Raw genomic sequence first — 21,505 nt, forward strand, 5'->3', positions numbered from 1 at the left:
ATTTTATTGACTAATTGCATTTTCACGCATTTCAATGTACTCACTAAGATGTAATTTTTCTAATTGTTTTAAATAGCTATCCCAATCTGAATCTATATCTGCTTGACCAGCAATCCATTGAGCTGTCTTTTCTTTTATATAATCAGAAATAGCAGTCTGAAGGTCAGATAATCTTGAACTCTCTTCTGCAGTTGCCCAATAAGGTGGAATAGTGTGTGAAACTAAAGAAGCTTCATATAACTTATCCACATTATCTTTTTCTTTGAAGATAGGATTTTTTTCTACAAATTCAAAATCAGTTGGTATGTATCTTGGTAAAGATTGTGGATATAGGTTTACCCAACTATATGTATCTTTTTCTTCTTCTGTCAATTTGCTGTTATCAGTGTAATATTCATCCCCATCTTTAAATACTACTTTATTCAAAGGACCTCCGTTAGTCTGAATAGAATTCTCTAGTTCAAACATATTATCCCACCATCTTACAATGACTTCTGGATTTTTTGCATTATCAGTAACGACCACTTGATTTTTTAGTACTGTTGTTCCATAACTATCACGGAACCAAAGTGGTTTGTCAGTAAACTCACTACTTAATACAGGTAGTGGCACCCAATCTGGCATCTCTCCAGCTTCGAAAGGCATGATGTCACCACTTCCATACATCATAGCTACACCATAAATATCAGTACTTCCTTTTGCTTTCCATTGAGCTTGATCAATAGTGAACATTTCTGGATCCAATAAGTCTTCACTATATAAATCTCTCATGTACTTAATCATGTTTTGGTATGCTTCACTGTTGGCACCAAATGTTAATTTCCCATCAACCATAGTAAATCCATAATCATTGACAGGCATTCCAAACCATCCTGCATAATAACCAAGTTTTTTATTTACAGGGTCGAAAGAGAATGGTATCTCATCATTCTTATTGCCATTACCATTGGCATCTTGTTCTTTGAAAGCACGTAAAACTTCTCTTAATTCTTCTGTTGTAGTTGGTACTTCAAGTCCTAGATTATCTAACCAACGTGTGTTAATATATGGGTTAAAATCTACCTTTGGTGCTGCTAATACATATGGTACAGAATAAATATGACCATCTGGTGCCGTCATTATTTCTCTAACACCTTCAAGTTCAAGTACTGCTGAGATATTTGGTGCAAATTTTTCAAAATAATCTTCGAGAGGAATAAATGTTCCCATTCCAACACCAAAGTTTAAAATATCAGTAGCAGACATGATCCATCCACCAATACAATCTGCATAATCCCCTGAATTAAGTGATAAACTGTATTTCTCTTTTGCTACCTCATAAGGAAATAGTTGTACATCTACATTAATTCCTGTTTGCTCTTCTAATACAGGCATTAAATAGAACTCTTCTGTTGTTTTGTTTCCATCTGTAAATATTGAAAAGGAAAACTCTTCTTCTGGTTCCACAATCGGTAATCCCTCTTTGTACATTATTCCGTTAATTTTTCCATCTTCATCTACTGTTGTACTAATTTCTTGTGTTTTCCCTGTTGAGCTTTTACCTTCTTTGTTACCACAACCCGATAAAACGATTGTAAGACTCATCATTAAAACAATCATAAGTGAAATTACATTTCTTCTTTTCATTAAAAACATCCTCCTTTTAATTAACATATATAACCAAGTCTTAAGAATTTCAAAAGACCTAAGTTCATACTCTTAGCTACCCTTTTATAGAACCAATCATTACCCCTTTGACAAAGTGTTTTTGTACTAATGGATATAAAATCAATACTGGTAAACTAGACACTATAATCAAAGAATACTTCATCAATTCCATTAACTGTCGTCTTTGTTCTAATGCTTCTTGTTGAGCTACAGTGGTTACTGTTTGGGACAAATGGCTTTGATTCTGAACTAAGATTGATCGCAACACAAGTTGCAATGGGAATCTTGATTCTGTCTTCATATATAACAGTGCTGAAAAATATGAGTTCCAATGTCCTACCCCATAATAAAGCACCATTATTGCAATAATCGCTTTGGACAACGGTAAAGCTATTTTGAAAAAGAATTTTGTTTCTCCACATCCATCAATAGCGGCAGCATCATATAATTCTTCCGAAATATTCATCTTGAAGAATGTTCTTGCCACAATCATGTTATAAACACCCAATGCTCCTGGTAAAATCAATGCAAACATAGAATCCAATATGTGCAGATTTTTCACAACTAAATATGTAGGAATCATCCCCCCACTAACAAACATGGTAATGACATAAAATAGTGTGACAAATTTTTTCCCACCGAATCTATTTCTTGACAAAGCATAAGCAGTTGGTAATGTTAGAGCTAGATTCAATAGGACACCACAAAATGTATAGAATAAAGAATTTATAAATCCTGTAACAACCTGGGAATTTTTAAAAACTTCAACATATCCATTCAATGTGAAACCTACAGGAATTAGAAATACTTTGCCACTAGAAACCGCTTCCGGATTACTAATAGATGAAATAATTATAAAGTACAACGGATAAGCTACAATAGCAAAGATGATTGTAAGTATTACAAAGATGATTCCGTCATATATTTTGTCTTGTTTTGAACGTTTTTTTCTCATCAATTTTTATCTCCCCTTACCACAAACTAATTCCAGATAATTTTTTGGATATTTTATTTACTACAATCAATAGAACTGCATTAATTACTGAATTGAACAAACCAATTGCTGAAGAATAGGAGATATTATTATCAATAAGACCTACCTTATACACATATGTAGAGATTACCTGAGATACACTTAAGTTCAAGTCATTCTGTAATAAGAAAACTTTTTCAAATCCTACAGATAAAATACTTCCACAACTAAGAATCAATAAAATAGTTGCTGTTGGAATGATACTTGGAAAGTCAATGTACTTGACAATCTGAAACTTACTTGCCCCATCAACAATTGCTGCCTCATGTAACTCTGGACTTACTGACGACAATGCCGCAAAATAAATAACAGAACTCCAACCCATACCTTGCCAAACACCTGACCAAACGTAAATATGCCTCCAGTAATCTTTTTCCGCCATAAAGTTGATACTATCTCGACCAAAGAATTCGATAACATTATTGATGATACCTACACTGGGAGATAAGAAAAGCAACAGCATACCACACATAACTACTGTGGAAATAAAATTTGGTGCATAGGTTACTGTTTGAATTACTTTTCGATATTTTTTATGTCGAAAAGAATTTAATATCAACGCTAAGAGAATTGGTATAGGAAATCCTGCTATTAATGAATACAGACTAAGTGAAAACGTATTCTTGATTGTGGTAAAAAAATAAGGTGAATCAAAAAATCTTTGAAAGTGCTGTAATCCTACCCAAGGACTTCCAAAGAAACCTAACTTAGGATTGAAATTCCGAAATGCGATTTGTACCCCATATAAAGGTACATAACTAAAAATAAAGGTAATAATAATCCCCGGAAGAACAAATAGCCATAATGGATAATCTTTCTTGAACTGTTTCAAAAAATTCTTGTTTTTCTTTTTTTCTCTTGATCGTTTCATAACCCTTATACTCATAAATTTTCACCCAATCCTTTTTATAATACTTCTCATGTTAGCAAACACGCAAATAATGTTACTTAACATTCGTTAACTTATGTTTATTAATTTACCATTATTAGGTAGTTTTGTCAATAACATTTTCAAATTTATCATTTTATTTTATGTTAATTCCACTATATTTGGGCGTATTTTTTTATGTTTTAGTGTATTATTTATAAATTATTTGGCGAAGTACTTTTATTATGCCAATATTAAATTAGCTAACTAAAATTAATTTTAATTAATTTATCAAGTATATATTTTACTTCTGTTTTTAGATATATAAAAATTACCATCAAGTTCTAAATTTTTTATTTATTGTGACTAGAACAAATTAAATATTTGTAAACTAAAAAAGCAAAATCTCTTTATCTTAAGAAATTTTGCTTTTTACCTTTTTATATTATTTTCTTGCAATGTCTATATCCATCTCTCCAGAATTAGTCATAATAGTTTTGCTTCTAACAGATCTAAAGCCGCAATTCAACATAACTTCTGCCACCTTTCCTTCAGCTAGATTAAGGGGATAAGCAGATTTTAAACTCCCTATCAGCATATGCATAACTGATTCCTGTGGATAAGTCATTTCATTCTTTATTCCATCACCATAATAAATGAATACTCCATCTGTATTCAATGAATCATATACTTTACGAATGATTGTTTCTAATTGTTGTTGGTGAAAATTGAAAGTGAGTCTAGCCCATACCAAATCATATCCACTACCAATGTCATCTTCTATATAATCACCACTACGAACCTCTATCCGTTCTTCCAAGTGATATTTAGAAACAAACTCATTAGCTACATTAGCCACAATAGGTTTATCGAAAAGAACCCCTTTCATAGTTGGATGATTTTCTATTATATTAATTCCCACTATTCCAGATCCAGCTCCAAGATCTAACATTTTTTTGAAACTTGGATATTCAGGTAGTGAAGAAACAAGTTTAGAAGCTTGTTGAACAGCTTCAAATTTCTGATAATTAGCTGAAAGTTTTGCCTGCTTTCCCCAAACTTTTTCTGAACTGATATCCATCGTTTTTGAAGGACCATTTATGATTAATGTTGTAAGCTCTTGTAAATCAATGTTATACCAGTGACGTGTTGATAGAAAATGTTCGCCTAAATAATATTCATTCCCATTTAAAAATATTTCTTTACTTATTGCAGTATTACTATACACTCCATCGCTCTTTTCAATTAAATCTAGTGAGACCAATGCATTAAGAAAGAGCTCCGTATTAATCCTATTAGACCCAAGAATATCAGTTATTTCATGAACAGTTTTAGGTTGAATCAAATAATCAAATATTTTTAGTTGTATTGCTGCCATAAGAAGTTTTTCCTTTAAGGGTCCTACAGTAATATCAAATATTTTTTTACAATTTTTTTTCTCATAATTATAATATTGCATCATTATTACTCCTTATATAATATATTTTATCGCAATTGAACACTTGTTTTTTCTCCAAGTTATATCATTTCACAATAACTTATCACTATATTAAACTTTAATAAAATTATCTTCAATCCCAAAAAGAAAAGCCCTTACCCAATCAGAAATTAAATAATACGTTCTGTAATTATTCTCTGAACTTGTTGTATATTTTTCTATATACTGTAGGTGTCATGTTAAAAGCTTCTTTAAAAGTATTTGTAAATTTACTAGGGCTAGAATACCCTATCTCTGTAGCTATATCAATTATTTTATAATCCGTATTTTTAAGTAATTCCTCTGCTATGTGCATTCTATATTTTTTTCTGTATGAATTAATTGTATCTCCATAAACGTATTTAAATCCTTCTTTTAGATACGTTGTATTAGTATTTGTCATTTTTGCAAACACTTCTATAGTAATATGTTCATCATATCGTTCTTCAATTACATTTTTTATTTTTTCTATTTTTCCAATAAATCTTTTAGTTAAATAATTTTTTTCTTCATATCTAAAGTTATTATTATTTATAGACATCAATATTAGTAGTTCTATGATTTTAACTTTAAGGTAATCTATAGTATATTGCTTTGGTAAAGAATATAGTTTGCCTAGAACATTTGCTATTTCATGATTTGGCGTACCTACAAGACAAGTTTTTGTATCAAATATTTTACTAGCAAACATATGTATATTTATTTGAGATGTACCTAACATTTGTACCAGTGAAACTTCAAACTCATCTAGGGTAAATACAATCGTTATGCCTTTATATCTTTTCAGGCTGAAATCTGCAGATTTAACTGTATTTTCACATCCCCAAAAAGATAAATCTCCATTACGTATATAAGCAGATCTGTTATCTGTGAATTCATACTTGAATTTTCCTTCTACGCAGTAGTTCATTATTATAACATTTTTCTTATAATCTACGTTCATCTCTTCTCCAAAAGATTTATATGTTTTGAAATCATTATATGTTATATCTACTCCATTCATAACTTTATAGCTAATAAAAGATCCTTCACCATACTTTGGTGATACAGTAGCTACCATTTTATCACCATATTTCTGAGGCGAATTAATGATTTTACCTACTACTAATTTTTTTTCCTCAAGCTTACGCATAATTTTCACCTTCTATCATTAATGTATTATTAAAATACTAATATCATTTATATTATCATTATCCATATATATATATTATATTGATAATGATAATTATTTTCAAGTAATACTAGAAAATAATTTAAAAATAGATTATAAATTATTTATCAATAATTATACACACTAAAAAATGACTGAAAACTTTCCTCCGAAAGTTTTCAGTCATTTTTTAAAGCTATGTATAACGCTGATAATATAAATCATAGTAATTCTATTAACTATGGTTATAGTGTCAAAATCATTTAATTAGGTACAATACCCGATACATGGATATTTGTAGGTTGCCCATTAAACTTATATTCTTTGATTTTTTCGTTGTTGTATATTACAAGTTCCTTCATATATGAAATGGGAACAGTTACTCCTTCCTCATGTAATGTTATCAAAATGTAGTCATATATTTCCTGAATTTTAACTTCATCAATTATATTTGATAATTTACTTATCTGTAAGTCTATTTCTGTTTTATTAGATAATCCTTGCTGAGCCGCATTATCAGGACTACAACCACTCATATACCTCATAATTGTATATGGATCATATGGTATCCCATATGTTTCACTTATGCTCATTACAAACTTACCTTGAGCTGCTTTCCCACACCAATTCAATAGTTCTAATCCAGTAGCTTTAATATCAAATCCAACTTCTCTTAGTTGTGCGGCAAGAGTTAAGGCTATATCTTCTTCAACACCCTTTCCAGTTCTAAATAATATCTCAGCCTCTAAATTTTGTCCGTCCTTTTTTCTAATGTCACTTCCTTCTACTTTCAACCATCCAGCAGCTTCTAACAATTCTTCGGCTTCCCTCTTGTTATAAACATATGGCTCAATATTTACTTCACAATAGGGTAATCTAAAATTCAAAAAATAATCTGCTTTCTCTTCAATCCCATAAAGTACATTGTCACATATTGACTGCTTGTCAACAGCATATTGAACAGCAAGCCTTACTTTTTTATTATCAAAAGGCTCTTTTGTAGTATTGAGTAATACATCTCTAGTTTTAACTATGCTTTCAGATACTTTTGCAGTGAATTTGTCACCATTCTTAAATTCTGAAAACGCATCATAAGTAATTTTATTAGAACCTACAACAATATCTATTTCTCCTGATCTAAGTGCCATTATTCTTGACTCCATATCAGGTATCACTTTTACAACGAATTGTTCAACCGCTGGTTGCTCACCCCAATAATTATCATTTCTGACAAATGTATACTCTTGTCCTTCTACAAAACTTTCTAACATGTATGGACCCGTTCCAAATGTTTTAGAATATGTTTCATCAGACAAACCTTCTTCTGTAAAAGCATTAAGGGATATCATAGCCATTGGTCTAACCATTGTCAATTCTTGTAATGCAGCATAATAAGGTTCTGATAGCTTGAGTTTCACCGTGTAATTATCAATTACTTCCACTTCTTCTAATTTAGATAGTACTCCAAAATTATTAGCATACTGTTCTCCGAGTACTTTTGGGATCATTTCAAAAGTAACCTTTACAACCTCCGCATTAAAGTCTGACCCATCCGAGAATTTTACTCCCTCTCTTAGATAAAATGTAATTTCATTATTATTAACTTCCCATGACTCTGCAAGACCAGGTTCAATCTTTCCATTATCATAGTTAATCAACGTTTCATAAAAATTACCAAAATAATACATGAACCCCACTCCCTTAGTTGTTAAAAAGGTCGAGAATCCGCCACTGAAATCAGAACTTTCACACATTACTATTTCTTTTATTTCCTTTTTCAAATCATCATTTTTACTTTGCTGGCTAGTTGTCCCTGCCGTGTCATTTACATTCACCTGAGTTTTTAGAGTGTCCCCGTTAGTTTTGCAGCCCACAGCTAGTAACGCAATCATTAATACAGCAATAAAAATCGAAACTATTTTTTTTATCATTTAGGTTTCTCCTTTCGTTTTAAAATATTTCACAAATTCTATTTTCTTGCGATATCCACATCCATTGTTCCAATATCTTTTTGAATGGTTTGTTTAAACACAGATTTAAAACCACTACGAAGCATCGAATCACTTATAACTCCTTGTTCAAAACTCATATTACATCCCATAAGTCTAGTTGGCAGCTGCCTTAAAGCAATTTCTTCAGGTTTAGTCGATTCATCCGTTAATCCATCTGAGATGCACATAAATACGCCTCCTGGACTCAGAGCATTATAGACTTTTATAATAATTGAATCTAATGAATTCTTTGCAAAATTCAATGTCCCTGATGCTAAAATAAAATCATAGTCTTTACCAATAGAATCTTTCATATAATCGCCACCTAAGACTTCAATTCTATCTTCAAGTTCATATTCTTTAATAAGCTCGGAAGCAACCTTTATTGTTGAAGGTGTATCAAATATTATACCCTTCATATCTGGATGTTCATTAATAATAGCCATTGCCAAAAGACCTGGTCCCCCTCCTAAATCTAGCATCTTATTAAAATTCTTAAATTCAGGAAGCTTCGAAACATATGTTGCCGTTTGCTGAGCACTACCTGCACGTTGATAATTAACCATCATGGAAGAATAATCTCCCTGCTGTACGCCTGAGTTTGTATCCTTTTGTGAAGACTTTTCAGGACCTTCTTTCACAAGTCTTACTATATCTAATTCCTCATATCTGCATATTTCACTACAGTCTCTAAAGAATTTTCCCAAATATAATTCACTACCTTTAACTAAAAAAGTATTAGTAATATCAGTATTTCTATACATACCATCTTTCTTTTCTAGTAGATCAACAGAAACTAAACTATCTAATAAATGTTTAGTATTATCCCTATGTAAATCAAGCATTTCTGCAATAGTCTCAGAATTAATAGGTTCAATGAGGTGTGAAAAAAGATTTAGTTCAATCCCTGCTAATAATATTTTTGAATAAATAGGTGTTAAAATCATATCATGAAGTTTTTTTGAGCTAACATCTACTTGTGGAAATTTTTTCATATTAATCGTCCTTTCATAATATACTATTGAATATTTATATATTCACTTTAATTCTTACAATTATTACTTGCTACTACAGATAGTTCGCCATTAAATATTTTAGATTTATAATATAGTCCTAATAGTAATGCAAAAACATTTGAAAGTGGTAACGAAATCCAAATACCTGTTGTTCCTAATAGTTTAGGTAATATATATACTAATGGCAAAAAGAATATTACCTGTCTAAATATCACTAATGTACTTACTTCTTTTGCTTTTCCCAATCCAACAAATAAATTAATGACTGTTGGAAAGTATATGTAGCCAAAGAATATAGAATTCATTATTCTAAATAAATTAACATTTGATTGTACTAAATTAACATCCTTAATAAAACAACTAAGGATTTGATTTGGAAATATCATAAAGATAAGCCAGAAAACACTTGAAAACACAAGTCCTTTACGTGTAAATATTTTAAAAGCTTCTTTTATTCTTCCATAATTTTTTGCTCCATAGTTTACACCTATAACAGATTGCATTCCCTGTCCTAATCCCCATATAGCAATATATGAAAATTGAAATACTTTATAGCTTGCTCCCATGAGAGCAACTTGATTGTTTCCTCCATTAGCCTGAAGTGTTCTATATAATGCTATCTGTTGAAGCATACCCACAAGCAACATCATCATTTGTGAAACTCCTATTTTCATCACCTGTGGCATAATATCTTTTGATAATTTTAATTTCATTTTGTTTAATTTAATTACGCTTTTACCTTTTCCAAAGTAAATTAATTGTGCTATCATACAGCATACTTGTGATATTACTGTTGCTATAGCCGCACCTTCTATACCCATTTTTAAAACACTTATAAATATTGGATCTAATATTATGTTTAATATTCCTGCCCCTCCGACAATTACCATGGCAGTTTTCATTTTTCCTTCTGCTCTAACTAAAAAGTTCATTGCTGGACCCATAGCCGCTGGAATAAATCCCAGTGATAGTATTCTTAGATATTTTACTGCATATTTATGAACCTCATTCTGTCCACCTATGAAGCTCACTATGCTATCAATATTAAAAAAAACAACTATTGTAAGAAGTCCAGAACCAATTAATATACTTATAATTAAATTTCCTAATAATTTATCAATTGTTTTTTCATTCTTTTGTCCCATCGATATTGATAACACCGACATGGTTCCACTTCCGATAAGTGTCAAAATGGATTGATTAACCAACACAACAGAATACACTAATGCTATCGCACCAACTCCTGCCTTGCCAACTAATTGTCCTACAAAAATAGCATCGACTAAATTATACAGTCCTACAACAATCATTCCAATCATTCCCGGAATTGATAACTTATAAAACAAACTTTTCATATCCGATGTTAACAATTTTTCTCTCTGATTATTCATTTTCATATACATTCCTTTCAGTGTGCTGAAAACATAAAATACTTATCCCTATACTAAACTTTGATAAGACTCTCTTCAATCCCAAAAAGAAAAAACTTTATCCAATCAGAAAAAACAAAAGAGGCTATGCCTCGTTCCGCAAAGCGGATTTGTCCGTTATAAAAGTAATACTTTTCTATAAGAAAAAAACAAGCTCTATATTTTCATAGAACTTGTTGTATGTTTTTTTGATTTCATCTTCAAATTTATATATTTAATTATACAATTTTATTAATCTAGAACCGTATTGATTTTCCAACTTCTTGCATTCATTCGTCTTTCCCAAAAATCATTATATTGACCTTTTTCTTCTATAAGATCATCATGAGTTCCTTTTTGAAGAAGTTTGCCTTCATCAATTACAAGTATTTGATCAGCGCTACGTATAGTAGCCAATCTATGGGCAATAACAACAAGAGTTTTATCTTTTACAAGTTCATTAATTGCCATTTGTATATACTTTTCATTATCAGGATCAACACTTGCAGTTGCTTCATCAAGTAATATTATTGGTGCATCTTTTAAGATAGCTCTAGCAATAGAAATTCTCTGCTTTTCACCACCTGATAAGGTACATCCTCCTTCTCCAACCATTGTGTCATAATCATTTTCAAGTTCCATAACAAACTCATGGCACCGTGCCTTCTTACAAGCCGCTATTATTTCTTCTTTTGTTGCATCTGCTTTTCCAAATTTCACATTATTGTAAATTGTATCATTAAATAAGTATACCTTTTGAAATACCATACTCATATTTTTCAGAAGACCATCACAATTCATTTCTTTAACATTAACTCCACCGACTAATACTTCTCCTTTTTGTACATCCCAAAATCTCGCAATAAGGTTCGCAATTGTGGTTTTACCACAGCCTGACGACCCAACAAGTGCTGTCATACTATTTTCAGGAATCTTAAAACTTATATCCTTTAAAATTTCTTTTTCCTCATATGCAAAAGTTACATTTTTGAACTCTATATCAAATCTATCAAGTTTAATATCTTTACCGTCTTTATCAATTATTTCTGTATTTTTTAAAGCATCATATCTATCAAGACCGGCTTCCATAACCCTAATTTGCCCTGTTATTCCACCTAATAACTTTAATGGTATATAAAATTGAAAAACATATATTATCATCATCAATGCAATTGCCAATGATAAACTTCCTTTTAAATAAAAATATGATGCACAAAATATAGTTAAGGTAATTCCAATATAAAATATAATTTCATACACTACGTTAGGAGGTAAAAATTTTTTCTCGTATTCAATATTATTATCTCTAGAATTCTTAAATGCACTTTTAGTAGCTTTCGATTTATTTCCTGTCAAATTAAATGCTTTTATTACTGATATTCCTTGTATGTATGCTAGAATAACAGCTACTAATTCAGATTGTGTGTTTTGTCTGATATAGGATTGCTTTTTACCTACCTTTTGAATTTTATTCAATATCAATAATGCTAATATAATAACTCCAATAGAAATCAAAGCAATTCGATAATCTATGAATAAAAGTAAAATACAACCAATAATAACGCTTACATACCCATTAACGACTTTTTCCAAAGCACTCATTGACATCATCTCAATAAAGGTTAAATCTGATGTTATTACTGCTGATACGTTTCCTGAATTACCTTCATTGAAATAGCCCATAGGAAATCTTTTTAGTCTTTCACCTATTCTTAATCTTTCTCTTGCAAATATTTTATAAGAAACATTATTTTGATGAGAATAAATAAGTCGTTTAAAAATATATCTACCAATCATTCCAATCAAAACAATACCAATACTTACCCCTATATTTATCATTGAAATAGATTCATCAATCATTTTGTTTAATATATACAATATTGCCAAAATAGGAATACTCCCAAAGACGCCCTCAAAAAAGCCAAAAACAAAAGCTAACTTTAAATCAATTGCAAATTCTTCAGCAATGCTTAAAACCCTTTTAATAATTCCAAACATAATTAATTTCTCTCCTTTATTGTAATGTCCCACTTCGTTGATTGGGTATGAGCTTCCCACATAGACTTATAGATACCTGATTCTTCAAGCAGATTGTTATGCGTGCCTTGTGCTGAGATTTTGCCATCATCAATTAAGATTATATTATCAGCATCTATAATCGTAGATAGTCTATGGGCTATTACAATAAGAGTTTTTCCTCTAATTAAACCATTTAATGCTTCTTGTATCTTGTCTTCGTTTTCCGGATCTGTAAAAGCAGTTGCTTCGTCAAGAACTATTATAGGAGCATGTTTTAGTATCGCTCTTGCTATAGACAATCTCTGTTTTTGTCCACCTGACAGTTTATCTCCTCTATCTCCAATATTTGTATTATAGCCATTTTCAGTTTTCATGATAAACTCATGACACTGAGCGATCTTTGCTGTTTCTATGACCTCATCGTCAGTTGCTTCAAGTCTGCCCATACGTATATTTTCCATAATAGAAGTGTTAAAAAGATATATGTCTTGAGATACATAACTGATAGTATCCATTAAGTTTTCATAGGATATGTCTTGTATATTAATATCTCCAATCTTTATTTCTCCACATTTAATATCCCAAAATCTTACTATTAGTTTTGCTATAGTCGATTTTCCTGAACCAGATGCTCCAACAAGAGCTGTAACCGTGTTTTCTGCTGCTTTAAATGAAACGTCTTGTAGGACATCTTTTTTTTCATATGCAAAAGTAACATTATTAAAAGCAATATTGTAGTTTTGTGGCTTCAAATTTTTATTGTTAACTTTAAGTTCTTCTATTTTAAAGACACCTTCAATCAACTTGCTTTTTTCTGTTACCAATCTCATTTTCGAACCATGCTCTACAATCATGCAAAGAGGGTTACCAAGACCAATTGAAAGTAGTAAACATAAAATATATGTACTTAGTGAAAGTGTATCTTGAATATAAAATAAAGCTCCTATTGGTAAAATAAAAACAACTGTGCAAAGCAGTATCACATGAAATGCAGCAGTAGGTGCCCATATTTTTCTCATCCATGCAAGTGTAAATTGTTTGTAGTTTTCAACAGACCTAGTATACTTTTTAAATGACGATGTTGTTTGATTAAATATCTTTATGACTTCCATACCATTAATATACTCAACAATATTTCTGTTCATTTCTCCTGATGCTTTTAAATAATTCGCCATCTTTTCGTTGCCACCATTCATCATACGTGAAAATGGAATCATTGCAATAGGTATTACTGCCAAAATCAACAAACCCATTCTCCAATCAAGTATAAACACATATAAAATGACAACTAACACTCCTACCACATTTGATATTCCTTCAGGTATGATATGAGCTAGGATCGTTTCCATGTCTGCTATTAAATCAACAAGTATATTTTTAAATTCTCCCGAACTCTTTTTATTAATTTCGCCCATTGGTATTTTTATGATCTTATCTGCAAGTTTGTGCTGCATACCCATTAGAGTATCATAAGCTGCCTCATGAGCAGCAGATGTAGCCATATAAAACAACAATGCTTTCATAACTAAACAAAGCAAAACAAATGCTGACATTAATAAGATATAATTAATTGTTGGGGGAATATCATCTAATAAACTCATAATTATTTTATGAACAAAATAATAAGGCATAACACCAACTAAAACGCTAATTGTTGCAGTTATAATTGATAAATATACTTTGTTTTTATATTCCTTTGCATAAGAAAAAACTTGTTTTATTTCTCTCATATTCTTCTCCTTCTTTTAAGATAAAAAAGTAGTTAATATATAACTACTTCCCATTTTATTGAAACTTTAATTTGGTATAATACCTGTTACATTAATCTGTCTATCTTGTCCCTTGAATTTATAATCTTTTATAATATCACTATTAAATACTACCAGCTCTTTCATATATGAAATAGGTACATATACTGCTTCCTCATGTACAGTCTTCAGTACATAATCAAATATTTCTTGTGCATAGCTTTCATCCACTGTAGTTGTCAACTCTATTAGCTTTGAGTTAATTGTAGGATATTGCAACAAACCTGCAAGGTATGCATTATCTGGATTCGGTGTAAGTTCAGACATAGTTTGTATGCCTATAAATGGATCAAAGGGCATTCCCATTGTCTCATATACAAGCATCGACGCCTCACCTTCACAACCTTTGGTATACCAAGCCATTACATCTAGACCATTTGGATTGATAGCAAAACCAACTTCTTTTAATTGTCCAGCAATAGCTAGTGATAAATCTTCATTGATACTTAACCCAACTTTGTATAATAATTCAGCTTCTAACTTCTGTCCATTCTTTTCTCTTATCCCATCCCCATCTGAATCAATATAACCTGCTTCATCCAATAATCGTTTTGCTTTTTCAATATTATACGTATATGGTTTAAAATCAACATCACAATATGGTAATTGAGAACTCAGATGAGTTTTTGCTTTGCTTTCAATTCCGTAGAATATATTATCACATACTATTTGATTATTAATTGTATAAGCTAAGGCAAGCCTTACATTTTTATCATCAAAAGGTTTTTTTGTAGTATTGAGTATTAAGGTTCTACCACAAACATCTCCATCAGATACTTTTGCACTAAATTTACTATCCTCTTTAAGAGTAATAAAAGAATCATAAGTAATCTTATCCGCACCTACAATAATATCTATTTCTCCAGCTCTAAGTGCCATTATTCTTGCTTCCATACTAGGTATTATTTTTACTGTGAATTGTTTCACAGCGGGTTCTTCCCCCCAATAATCATCATTGCGAATAAATGTATATTTTTGTCCTTTAACAAAGCTATCTAATATATATGGTCCTGTTCCAAAAGTTTTTGAATTCACTTCTTCAGACAAACCCTCATCTGTTAATGCCTTTGGTGACATTATTCCATGTGTATGAACTGTTGTGAATTCTTGTAACGTTCCCACATAAATTTGCTCCATTGTTAATTTCACAGTATATTCATCAATCACTTCTATATTCTCTAATTTATTTAATGAAGGAAAAGTTGCTGCACCATAACCTAATATGATTGGAATCATTTCAAAATTCTTTTTTACAACTTCTGCATCAAAAACTGTACCATCAGAAAATTCCACATTTTTTCTTAAATTGAATGTAATTTCATTACCCTCAATTTTCCAAGTCTCAGCAAGTCCAGGAATAATCTCTCCATTTTCATAATTAACTAAAGTTTCGTATATATTTGTAAGATAATGAAAAAATCCTTTACTTTCATGAAATGAAGCAGCTGAAAACCCAGTAGTGAAGTCAGAATTTTCACACATGATTATTTCCTCAATTTCTTTTGATGTTTCAGTTGAAACATCTGTAGTTGTACAGCCAACTATGGAAGGTAACATTATCCCTACAACTAACAATAATACAGATAATTTTTTTATCATTTTTTATATTCTCCTTTCATTATTAACGTCGCCTAACTTATAAGAGTTTATCATTATGATTTTATAAAAACCATCGCCAAAAAGCCTAAATTCTGCCCAAAAAGACAATCAAGAAAAAAGGCTATGCCTTCTATTTCATATGCTTAAAAGTACTTCCTACTTCCTATAAGAAAGCAAAAAAATATATTATATCTTCTGAACTATGTGCACAGAAGATATAATATATTCTTATTAGAGTTTTATTTTTTTCTATAATCAGTAGGAGTTAGCCCATATGTTTTCTTGAATGCCTGTGTATACTTCTCAGTACCTAGATACCCAACTTGATGCGCAATTTGATAAACCCTCAAATCTGTTTTTAAAAGCAACTGCTTCGATTTTTCCATCCTACATTGTTTTTTATAAGCATAAATTGAACTTCCATATATCTCTTTAAAACATGTTTTTAAAGATGTGATACTTATATTTTCTCTTTCAGATAAATATTTAATTGTAAAATCTTGATTATATTCTTCATCTATCAAAATTTTTATCCTTTCAATTTTTTCAATCAAATTTCTGGCATAGTATTTTTTCTTTCTTATTAAAAAAGAATCATAATAATTCATTTCTTCTAGTAAAAGTTCTATCGTTCGTAATTTAATTAATTCTATGTTGTCAGTTGTTATAAGTCTATGTATTTCGTTTACATGACTCGTGATAAGTGCATCAGTTTTTATTACCAAAATCTCTTTTCTTTTGGAAATTTTATTGTAATATTCTTTTAAATTCTCTTTTGAAATCCCTAATATTTTTTCCATAGATTCTTGTATTTCATCAATATAACAAAAAATTGTTATACTTTGGCATTCTTTATCTTTACTGCACTCCCCGTCAAAACTTTCATCTATTCCTGCGTAATACATGCTGCATCCTCTATTTGCAATAACTCTTCTACCATTTTTGGGATATATGCTAAAAGATCCTTCTAAAATATAATTGATGTTAATAACTGGACTCAAAAAATCTTCATGTGTCATGTTTTCTATCTTTTTAATATATTTTGCATTGCTATATATTAAATATAAACCCTTTATTATTTCATACATTTTAATTTTTCCGCTTCCATATTTGGAAAAAATATTATATATAGTTTTATTCTTACTTTCTTCCTTTACTTCTACAAGATTTTTTATAGTAAATTCTTTTCTTATATCATTCATATTTATTTCATCCCTTAACAAAACTCATATTCTATTATATCATCCCATTGGCATAGCAAGTCAAGTTCCTATATAGCCTCTCGATAATCTCGCTGTTTTGGATAACGTGGAGGCAATGAATCAATCAACATCTTTGAATAATCATGTTTAAAATCACTTAATGATTTTATTTTTTTTGCATATTCAACAATTTCTCCGTCTTTCATTACTGCAATATTTTCAGACATATAAAAAGCTACATCTATATCATGTGTTATAAAGATGTATGTACTTTTTGTATCTTTTCTCAACTTTTTAATTAAATCTAATATTTTTTTCCGTACTGTTACATCTAACCCACTTACAGATTCATCAAATACTATAAATTTTGGCTTAGCCGCAATTGCCCTTGCTATGCAAACTCTCTTTTGCTGTCCTCCACTAAGCTGACTCGGTAACTTCTTTAAAGAATCAACATTAAGTTCAACTTCATTAATAAGTATCTCTATTTTTTCTCTCTCTTCTTTACCGCTAAGTTTTTCAAAATTTCTTATAGGTTCTGCAATATTATCGTATATATTCATTCTAGGATCAAGTGCACTGTAGCTATCTTGGAATACTATCTGTATTTCATTTCTAATTGTTCTTAACTGTCTTCTACTCATATTAGTTATACATTTATTTTTATAGAATATTTCCCCGCAAGTTGGCTTTTCTATTCCCATAATAAGTTTTGCTAAAGTACTCTTTCCCGAACCACTTTCTCCCACCAAACAATAACTACTATTCTCTTTAAAGGTTATAGATACATCTTTTACAGCTTCTACTTTCATCTTCTTTCCACTTTTGTCTTTTGCGTAATAATCTCTGTACAACTCCGTTATTCTTAGCACAATTCCACCTCTTCTCTTAAAAATCTTGCTGATAACAGTTCCTTAGTATACTCTCTTCTTGGATTATCGAATATATCACACACTATTCCGCTTTCAATGATCTCTCCATCTTTCATCACGACGACTTCATCTGCAATCTGCGCTATTACTCCAAAATCATGAGATACTATAATCAATCCAATATTATTATCCCTCATTTTCTCAAATTCTGATAATATAATAGATTGTGTTTTTACATCTATTGCTGTCGTTGCTTCATCCGCAATAATTACAGAAGGTTTCAGCATCAAAGATATTGCAATCATTATTCTTTGTAACATTCCTCCGCTTAAAGTATATGGATAGCTATTCATGATTTCCTCAACTCTTTTTAGATTCATCTTTTTTAGTTCTTTGATTCCCATCTCATATGCTTCTTTCTTAGTGATTGTTAAATGCGATCTCAAAGTTTCAATTATCTGATTTCCTATCTTAATCACAGGATTAAATGCAGTCATAGGATTTTGCATAATCATGGAAATATCTCTTCCTCTAATTGCGTTAACTTCTCTTTCAGTCATTTTTAATATATTTCTGTTTGTTAACTCTACTGATCCTGTTACAGTAAATAATTTTTCAGATAGCAATTGCATAATAGCTTTGCATGTAAGAGTTTTTCCACTGCCGCTTTCTCCTACAATTCCAAGCACACGTCCTTTTTGAATCTCGAAAGAAACACCTTTAACTAAAGATTTCCCACTTGCTAATTTTATTTTCAAATCTTTCACTGTCAAAAGATTATTATTCATTTTTATACACCTCTTGTTTTGATGACGTAATATCTCTTAATGCCTCACCAAATAAATTAAATCCAGCGACGGTAAAAAGAATACAAAACCCAGGGTAAAATATCATATAAGGTCTTGAATAAATATATTGTTTTGCACCACTTAACATTGCACCCCATTCCGGTCTCCCAGCTTCAACGCCCATTCCTAAAAAAGAGAATCCTGAAATCATCAATATCATACTTCCTATTCCCATACTAAAAAAAACTATTAAGGATGGTAGTACGTTCGGAATAATGTGTTTGAATATAACCTTTATATCTGTGCTTCCCGCAATTCTTGCCGAAGCTATATAATCTTTATTTTTCTCAACCAAAACATAACTGCGTACTATTTTGGCATACCATGCCCACATAGATAAAATCATTGCAATTACCAAATTTAATATTCCCTGTCCTAATGCACCAACTAATGCCAATAAAACAACTAGTGGTGGAAAAGCCATTAATATATCACATATCCCTATAAATATTCTATCAACAATTCCTCCAATATAAGCTATACTCGTTCCTATAATTATACTTAAAATTGAAATTATCAATAAAATCGGTATTGCAATTCCAAGAGAATATCTTGCACCGTATACAAGTCTTGAATATACACACCTTCCTAACTGATCCGTTCCTAGAGGATATTCACTTGAAATATTTTGGAATTTATTAACTACATCTACTTTCATTGGATCATTTGTAGCAATTGCAGGCGCAAATACCGCTATAGTTACTATAAATGAAATCATCACTAATCCAATAAAGGCTTGCTTATTCTTAATTATTTTTCTTATCATTACAATCCCCCACCCTTTTTCAGCATTTGAGGATTCAGAAAAATATTAATTATATCAGCAAATAAATTACACACAACAAAAATAACGGCCATGAGTAATACATATATACTAATAAACGGCAAATCTCTTGCAGCAATTGCATTAATAGCAAAGATTCCTAATCCTGGCCACGAGAAAACACTTTCTACAATAACCGTACCTGCTATCATGAAACCAATTGTCTGCCCAAATAAAGTAATCAATGGTGGCAATGCATTTTTGAAAACATGTTTCCATATGATTCTTCTATTAGAAATGCCCCTAGCTTTTGCATATACTACATAATCCATATTCATGTTCTCAAGCATATTAGCACGCAAAAACCTTATATTTGATGCTATTATACCAATTGCTAATGTAATTGCAGGTAAAATAATATTTTTCATTTCTCCATTCCCAACTACAGAAACCAATTTCAACTTTACTGCAAACAAATATAATAGCATAAAACCAAGCCAAAACCCTGGTATGGAAATTCCAAAAATAGTCATCACCCTTATTAAGTGATCAAAAAAACTGTCTTTGTAGTTTGCACTTATTATTCCTATAGGAATTGAAATGATAATAATCATAATTAGTGCTACAACTACAAGCATCAATGTCTTTGGAAATCTTTTTGAAATTTCCATAGCTACAGGATTTCCAGTGGCTAATGATTCGCCAAAATCTCCTCTTATTACATTTGAAACCCACCTAAAATATTGCTTGTGGATTGGTAGGTCATACCCCATTTCTTCTCTGCATCTTTGAATTTGTTCCTGAGTTACATTTTGTGTACTTCTTCTCATATACGCTTCCGCTGGATCTATAGGTGAAATATTAGCAAGCACAAATGAAAAAAATGTAATTCCTATAAGCACAAAAATGAGTCCTATCAATCTCTTTCTAATATATGCGCTCAATACAATCACATCCTTTCTATTCTTTTAACTTCTATAATATTGATAATCATTTTCATTTACCCAATAATATAGTATAATACTACATATACATTTATTTTTGAAGTATCTACAGATACGTTTTTGGAGAATAATATGGTTTGCGCCTTATAAAAGCGAAAGGAATGTAAGTTAATATGAAAAATATAGTTGATGCACTTTATAATTCCGTTCTTTTTAAAAACATACCTCGAGATGAAATTAATAATTCCTTATCTTCAATTGAATATATTATAAAATATTATGAAAAAAAGGAATCAATTTTTAGAATTAACCAAAAATCCGAGTATGTTGGTATTATTTTAGAAGGTTCAGTTGAAATAGAAAAAAATTTAGCTTCTGGGAAAAAAATCATTGTCCTATACAAAGAAAAAGGAGAATCTATTGGAGAATGCTCTGTTTTTTCAAAACTAAATACATACTCTTGTGATATTTTAGCAAAAACCAGAAGCAAAATTTTGCTTGTTTCTAGACAAGACATCTTTCATTTAATAAATAATGATCCTATTTTATTAAAAAATATTTTAGAATTATTTGCCAACCAAATACATTTATTAAATTTAAAAACAGAATTATTATCTTATTCATCTATTCAACAAAAAATTGCCTTTTCACTACTATATCTTATGGACGAATATAAATATGATAACGTTATTCAATTGCCTTATTCAAAAAAAATATGGTCAGAACACCTAAATGTATCCCGACCATCTTTATTTAGAGAATTAAAATTACTTTGTAATCAAAATTTTATACATATTAAAAATAGGGATATTACTATTGTGAATAAAAATTGCCTAATAAACCTTCTGAACGATTAACA

General features: G+C 30.4%; 17 protein-coding genes. 1 reads left to right on the forward strand and 16 read right to left on the reverse strand.

The features are described 5' to 3' along the window. Nucleotides 1–3: 3 nt before the first annotated feature. The 16 genes from ACX6CF_RS04830 to nikB form a co-directional block, all read right to left on the reverse strand. Nucleotides 4–1,626, reverse strand: a complete 1,623-nt coding sequence (locus ACX6CF_RS04830; RefSeq protein WP_458784170.1) for a type 2 periplasmic-binding domain-containing protein — start codon at nt 1,624–1,626, stop codon at nt 4–6. Between the two features lie 76 nt (nt 1,627–1,702). After that, a complete protein-coding gene (locus tag ACX6CF_RS04835; RefSeq protein WP_458784171.1) occupies nt 1,703–2,602 on the reverse strand; it encodes a carbohydrate ABC transporter permease in 900 nt (299 codons plus the stop codon). 16 nt (nt 2,603–2,618) lie between these two features. Continuing rightward, the gene (locus ACX6CF_RS04840; RefSeq protein ID WP_458784172.1) at nt 2,619–3,566 is read right to left on the reverse strand and encodes an ABC transporter permease; all 948 of its coding nucleotides are present in this window, start codon (nt 3,564–3,566) and stop codon (nt 2,619–2,621) included. Nucleotides 3,567–3,993: 427 nt separating this feature from the next. Beyond that, entirely contained in the window at nt 3,994–5,007 is a 1,014-nt protein-coding gene (locus ACX6CF_RS04845) for a methyltransferase (RefSeq protein ID WP_458784173.1), read from the reverse strand. Nucleotides 5,008–5,176: 169 nt separating this feature from the next. Continuing rightward, nucleotides 5,177–6,157 (reverse strand): helix-turn-helix domain-containing protein, encoded by a 981-nt coding sequence (locus tag ACX6CF_RS04850; protein ID WP_458784174.1) that lies wholly within the window; start codon nt 6,155–6,157, stop codon nt 5,177–5,179. A 281-nt stretch (nt 6,158–6,438) separates the two neighbouring features. Continuing rightward, nucleotides 6,439–8,106: a nickel ABC transporter substrate-binding protein gene (nikA, locus tag ACX6CF_RS04855; RefSeq protein WP_458784175.1), complete on the reverse strand. Its 1,668-nt coding sequence runs from the start codon at nt 8,104–8,106 to the stop codon at nt 6,439–6,441. Nucleotides 8,107–8,144: 38 nt separating this feature from the next. After that, on the reverse strand, nt 8,145–9,161 hold the full coding sequence (locus ACX6CF_RS04860; RefSeq protein WP_458784176.1) for a methyltransferase: 1,017 nt from the start codon (nt 9,159–9,161) through the stop codon (nt 8,145–8,147). 47 nt (nt 9,162–9,208) lie between these two features. Then, the gene (locus ACX6CF_RS04865) at nt 9,209–10,579 is read right to left on the reverse strand and encodes an MATE family efflux transporter (RefSeq protein WP_458784177.1); all 1,371 of its coding nucleotides are present in this window, start codon (nt 10,577–10,579) and stop codon (nt 9,209–9,211) included. A 264-nt stretch (nt 10,580–10,843) separates the two neighbouring features. Continuing rightward, nucleotides 10,844–12,589 carry an ABC transporter ATP-binding protein gene (locus ACX6CF_RS04870; RefSeq protein WP_458784178.1) on the reverse strand — a complete coding sequence of 582 codons (1,746 nt, stop codon included), beginning with the start codon at nt 12,587–12,589 and terminating at the stop codon, nt 10,844–10,846. 2 nt (nt 12,590–12,591) lie between these two features. Further along, nucleotides 12,592–14,340, reverse strand: a complete 1,749-nt coding sequence (locus tag ACX6CF_RS04875; RefSeq protein ID WP_458784179.1) for an ABC transporter ATP-binding protein — start codon at nt 14,338–14,340, stop codon at nt 12,592–12,594. A 66-nt stretch (nt 14,341–14,406) separates the two neighbouring features. After that, nucleotides 14,407–16,017, reverse strand: coding sequence for an ABC transporter substrate-binding protein (locus tag ACX6CF_RS04880; RefSeq protein ID WP_458784180.1), 1,611 nt, complete (start codon nt 16,015–16,017; stop codon nt 14,407–14,409). Between the two features lie 239 nt (nt 16,018–16,256). Beyond that, complete coding sequence (locus ACX6CF_RS04885; protein WP_458784181.1) at nt 16,257–17,219, reverse strand: helix-turn-helix domain-containing protein; 963 nt, start codon at nt 17,217–17,219, stop codon at nt 16,257–16,259. 68 nt (nt 17,220–17,287) lie between these two features. Further along, a complete protein-coding gene (locus ACX6CF_RS04890) occupies nt 17,288–18,091 on the reverse strand; it encodes an ABC transporter ATP-binding protein (protein ID WP_458784182.1) in 804 nt (267 codons plus the stop codon). Further along, nucleotides 18,085–18,879, reverse strand: a complete 795-nt coding sequence (locus ACX6CF_RS04895; protein WP_458784183.1) for an ABC transporter ATP-binding protein — start codon at nt 18,877–18,879, stop codon at nt 18,085–18,087. Before ACX6CF_RS04895 ends, ACX6CF_RS04890 begins: the two co-directional genes overlap by 7 nt. Then, complete coding sequence (locus ACX6CF_RS04900) at nt 18,872–19,705, reverse strand: ABC transporter permease (RefSeq protein ID WP_458784184.1); 834 nt, start codon at nt 19,703–19,705, stop codon at nt 18,872–18,874. Before ACX6CF_RS04900 ends, ACX6CF_RS04895 begins: the two co-directional genes overlap by 8 nt. After that, nucleotides 19,705–20,646 (reverse strand): nickel ABC transporter permease, encoded by a 942-nt coding sequence (gene nikB / locus ACX6CF_RS04905; RefSeq protein ID WP_458784185.1) that lies wholly within the window; start codon nt 20,644–20,646, stop codon nt 19,705–19,707. Before nikB ends, ACX6CF_RS04900 begins: the two co-directional genes overlap by 1 nt. Nucleotides 20,647–20,819: 173 nt before the next feature. Here nikB and ACX6CF_RS04910 point away from each other — a divergent pair, with 173 nt between their 5' ends. Beyond that, the gene (locus ACX6CF_RS04910; protein WP_458784186.1) at nt 20,820–21,503 is read left to right on the forward strand and encodes a Crp/Fnr family transcriptional regulator; all 684 of its coding nucleotides are present in this window, start codon (nt 20,820–20,822) and stop codon (nt 21,501–21,503) included. The last annotated feature ends 2 nt before the right edge of the window (nt 21,504–21,505 follow it).

The organism is Vallitalea sediminicola (genome assembly GCF_054408565.1).

Bases quoted from the DNA above. Each gene is read 5' to 3' on its own strand.
- ACX6CF_RS04900 (WP_458784184.1), bottom strand. From the start codon at position 19,705: ATGATAAGAAAAATAATTAAGAATAAGCAAGCCTTTATTGGATTAGTG.
- ACX6CF_RS04870 (WP_458784178.1), bottom strand. From the start codon at position 12,589: ATGTTTGGAATTATTAAAAGGGTTTTAAGCATTGCTGAAGAATTTGCA.
- nikA (WP_458784175.1), bottom strand. From the start codon at position 8,106: ATGATAAAAAAAATAGTTTCGATTTTTATTGCTGTATTAATGATTGCG.
- ACX6CF_RS04895 (WP_458784183.1), bottom strand. From the start codon at position 18,879: ATGAATAATAATCTTTTGACAGTGAAAGATTTGAAAATAAAATTAGCA.
- ACX6CF_RS04885 (WP_458784181.1), bottom strand. From the start codon at position 17,219: ATGAATGATATAAGAAAAGAATTTACTATAAAAAATCTTGTAGAAGTA.
- ACX6CF_RS04875 (WP_458784179.1), bottom strand. From the start codon at position 14,340: ATGAGAGAAATAAAACAAGTTTTTTCTTATGCAAAGGAATATAAAAAC.
- ACX6CF_RS04830 (WP_458784170.1), bottom strand. From the start codon at position 1,626: ATGAAAAGAAGAAATGTAATTTCACTTATGATTGTTTTAATGATGAGT.
- ACX6CF_RS04865 (WP_458784177.1), bottom strand. From the start codon at position 10,579: ATGAAAATGAATAATCAGAGAGAAAAATTGTTAACATCGGATATGAAA.
- ACX6CF_RS04860 (WP_458784176.1), bottom strand. From the start codon at position 9,161: ATGAAAAAATTTCCACAAGTAGATGTTAGCTCAAAAAAACTTCATGAT.
- ACX6CF_RS04845 (WP_458784173.1), bottom strand. From the start codon at position 5,007: ATGCAATATTATAATTATGAGAAAAAAAATTGTAAAAAAATATTTGAT.
- ACX6CF_RS04850 (WP_458784174.1), bottom strand. From the start codon at position 6,157: ATGCGTAAGCTTGAGGAAAAAAAATTAGTAGTAGGTAAAATCATTAAT.
- ACX6CF_RS04835 (WP_458784171.1), bottom strand. From the start codon at position 2,602: ATGAGAAAAAAACGTTCAAAACAAGACAAAATATATGACGGAATCATC.
- ACX6CF_RS04880 (WP_458784180.1), bottom strand. From the start codon at position 16,017: ATGATAAAAAAATTATCTGTATTATTGTTAGTTGTAGGGATAATGTTA.
- ACX6CF_RS04840 (WP_458784172.1), bottom strand. From the start codon at position 3,566: ATGAGTATAAGGGTTATGAAACGATCAAGAGAAAAAAAGAAAAACAAG.
- ACX6CF_RS04910 (WP_458784186.1), top strand. From the start codon at position 20,820: ATGAAAAATATAGTTGATGCACTTTATAATTCCGTTCTTTTTAAAAAC.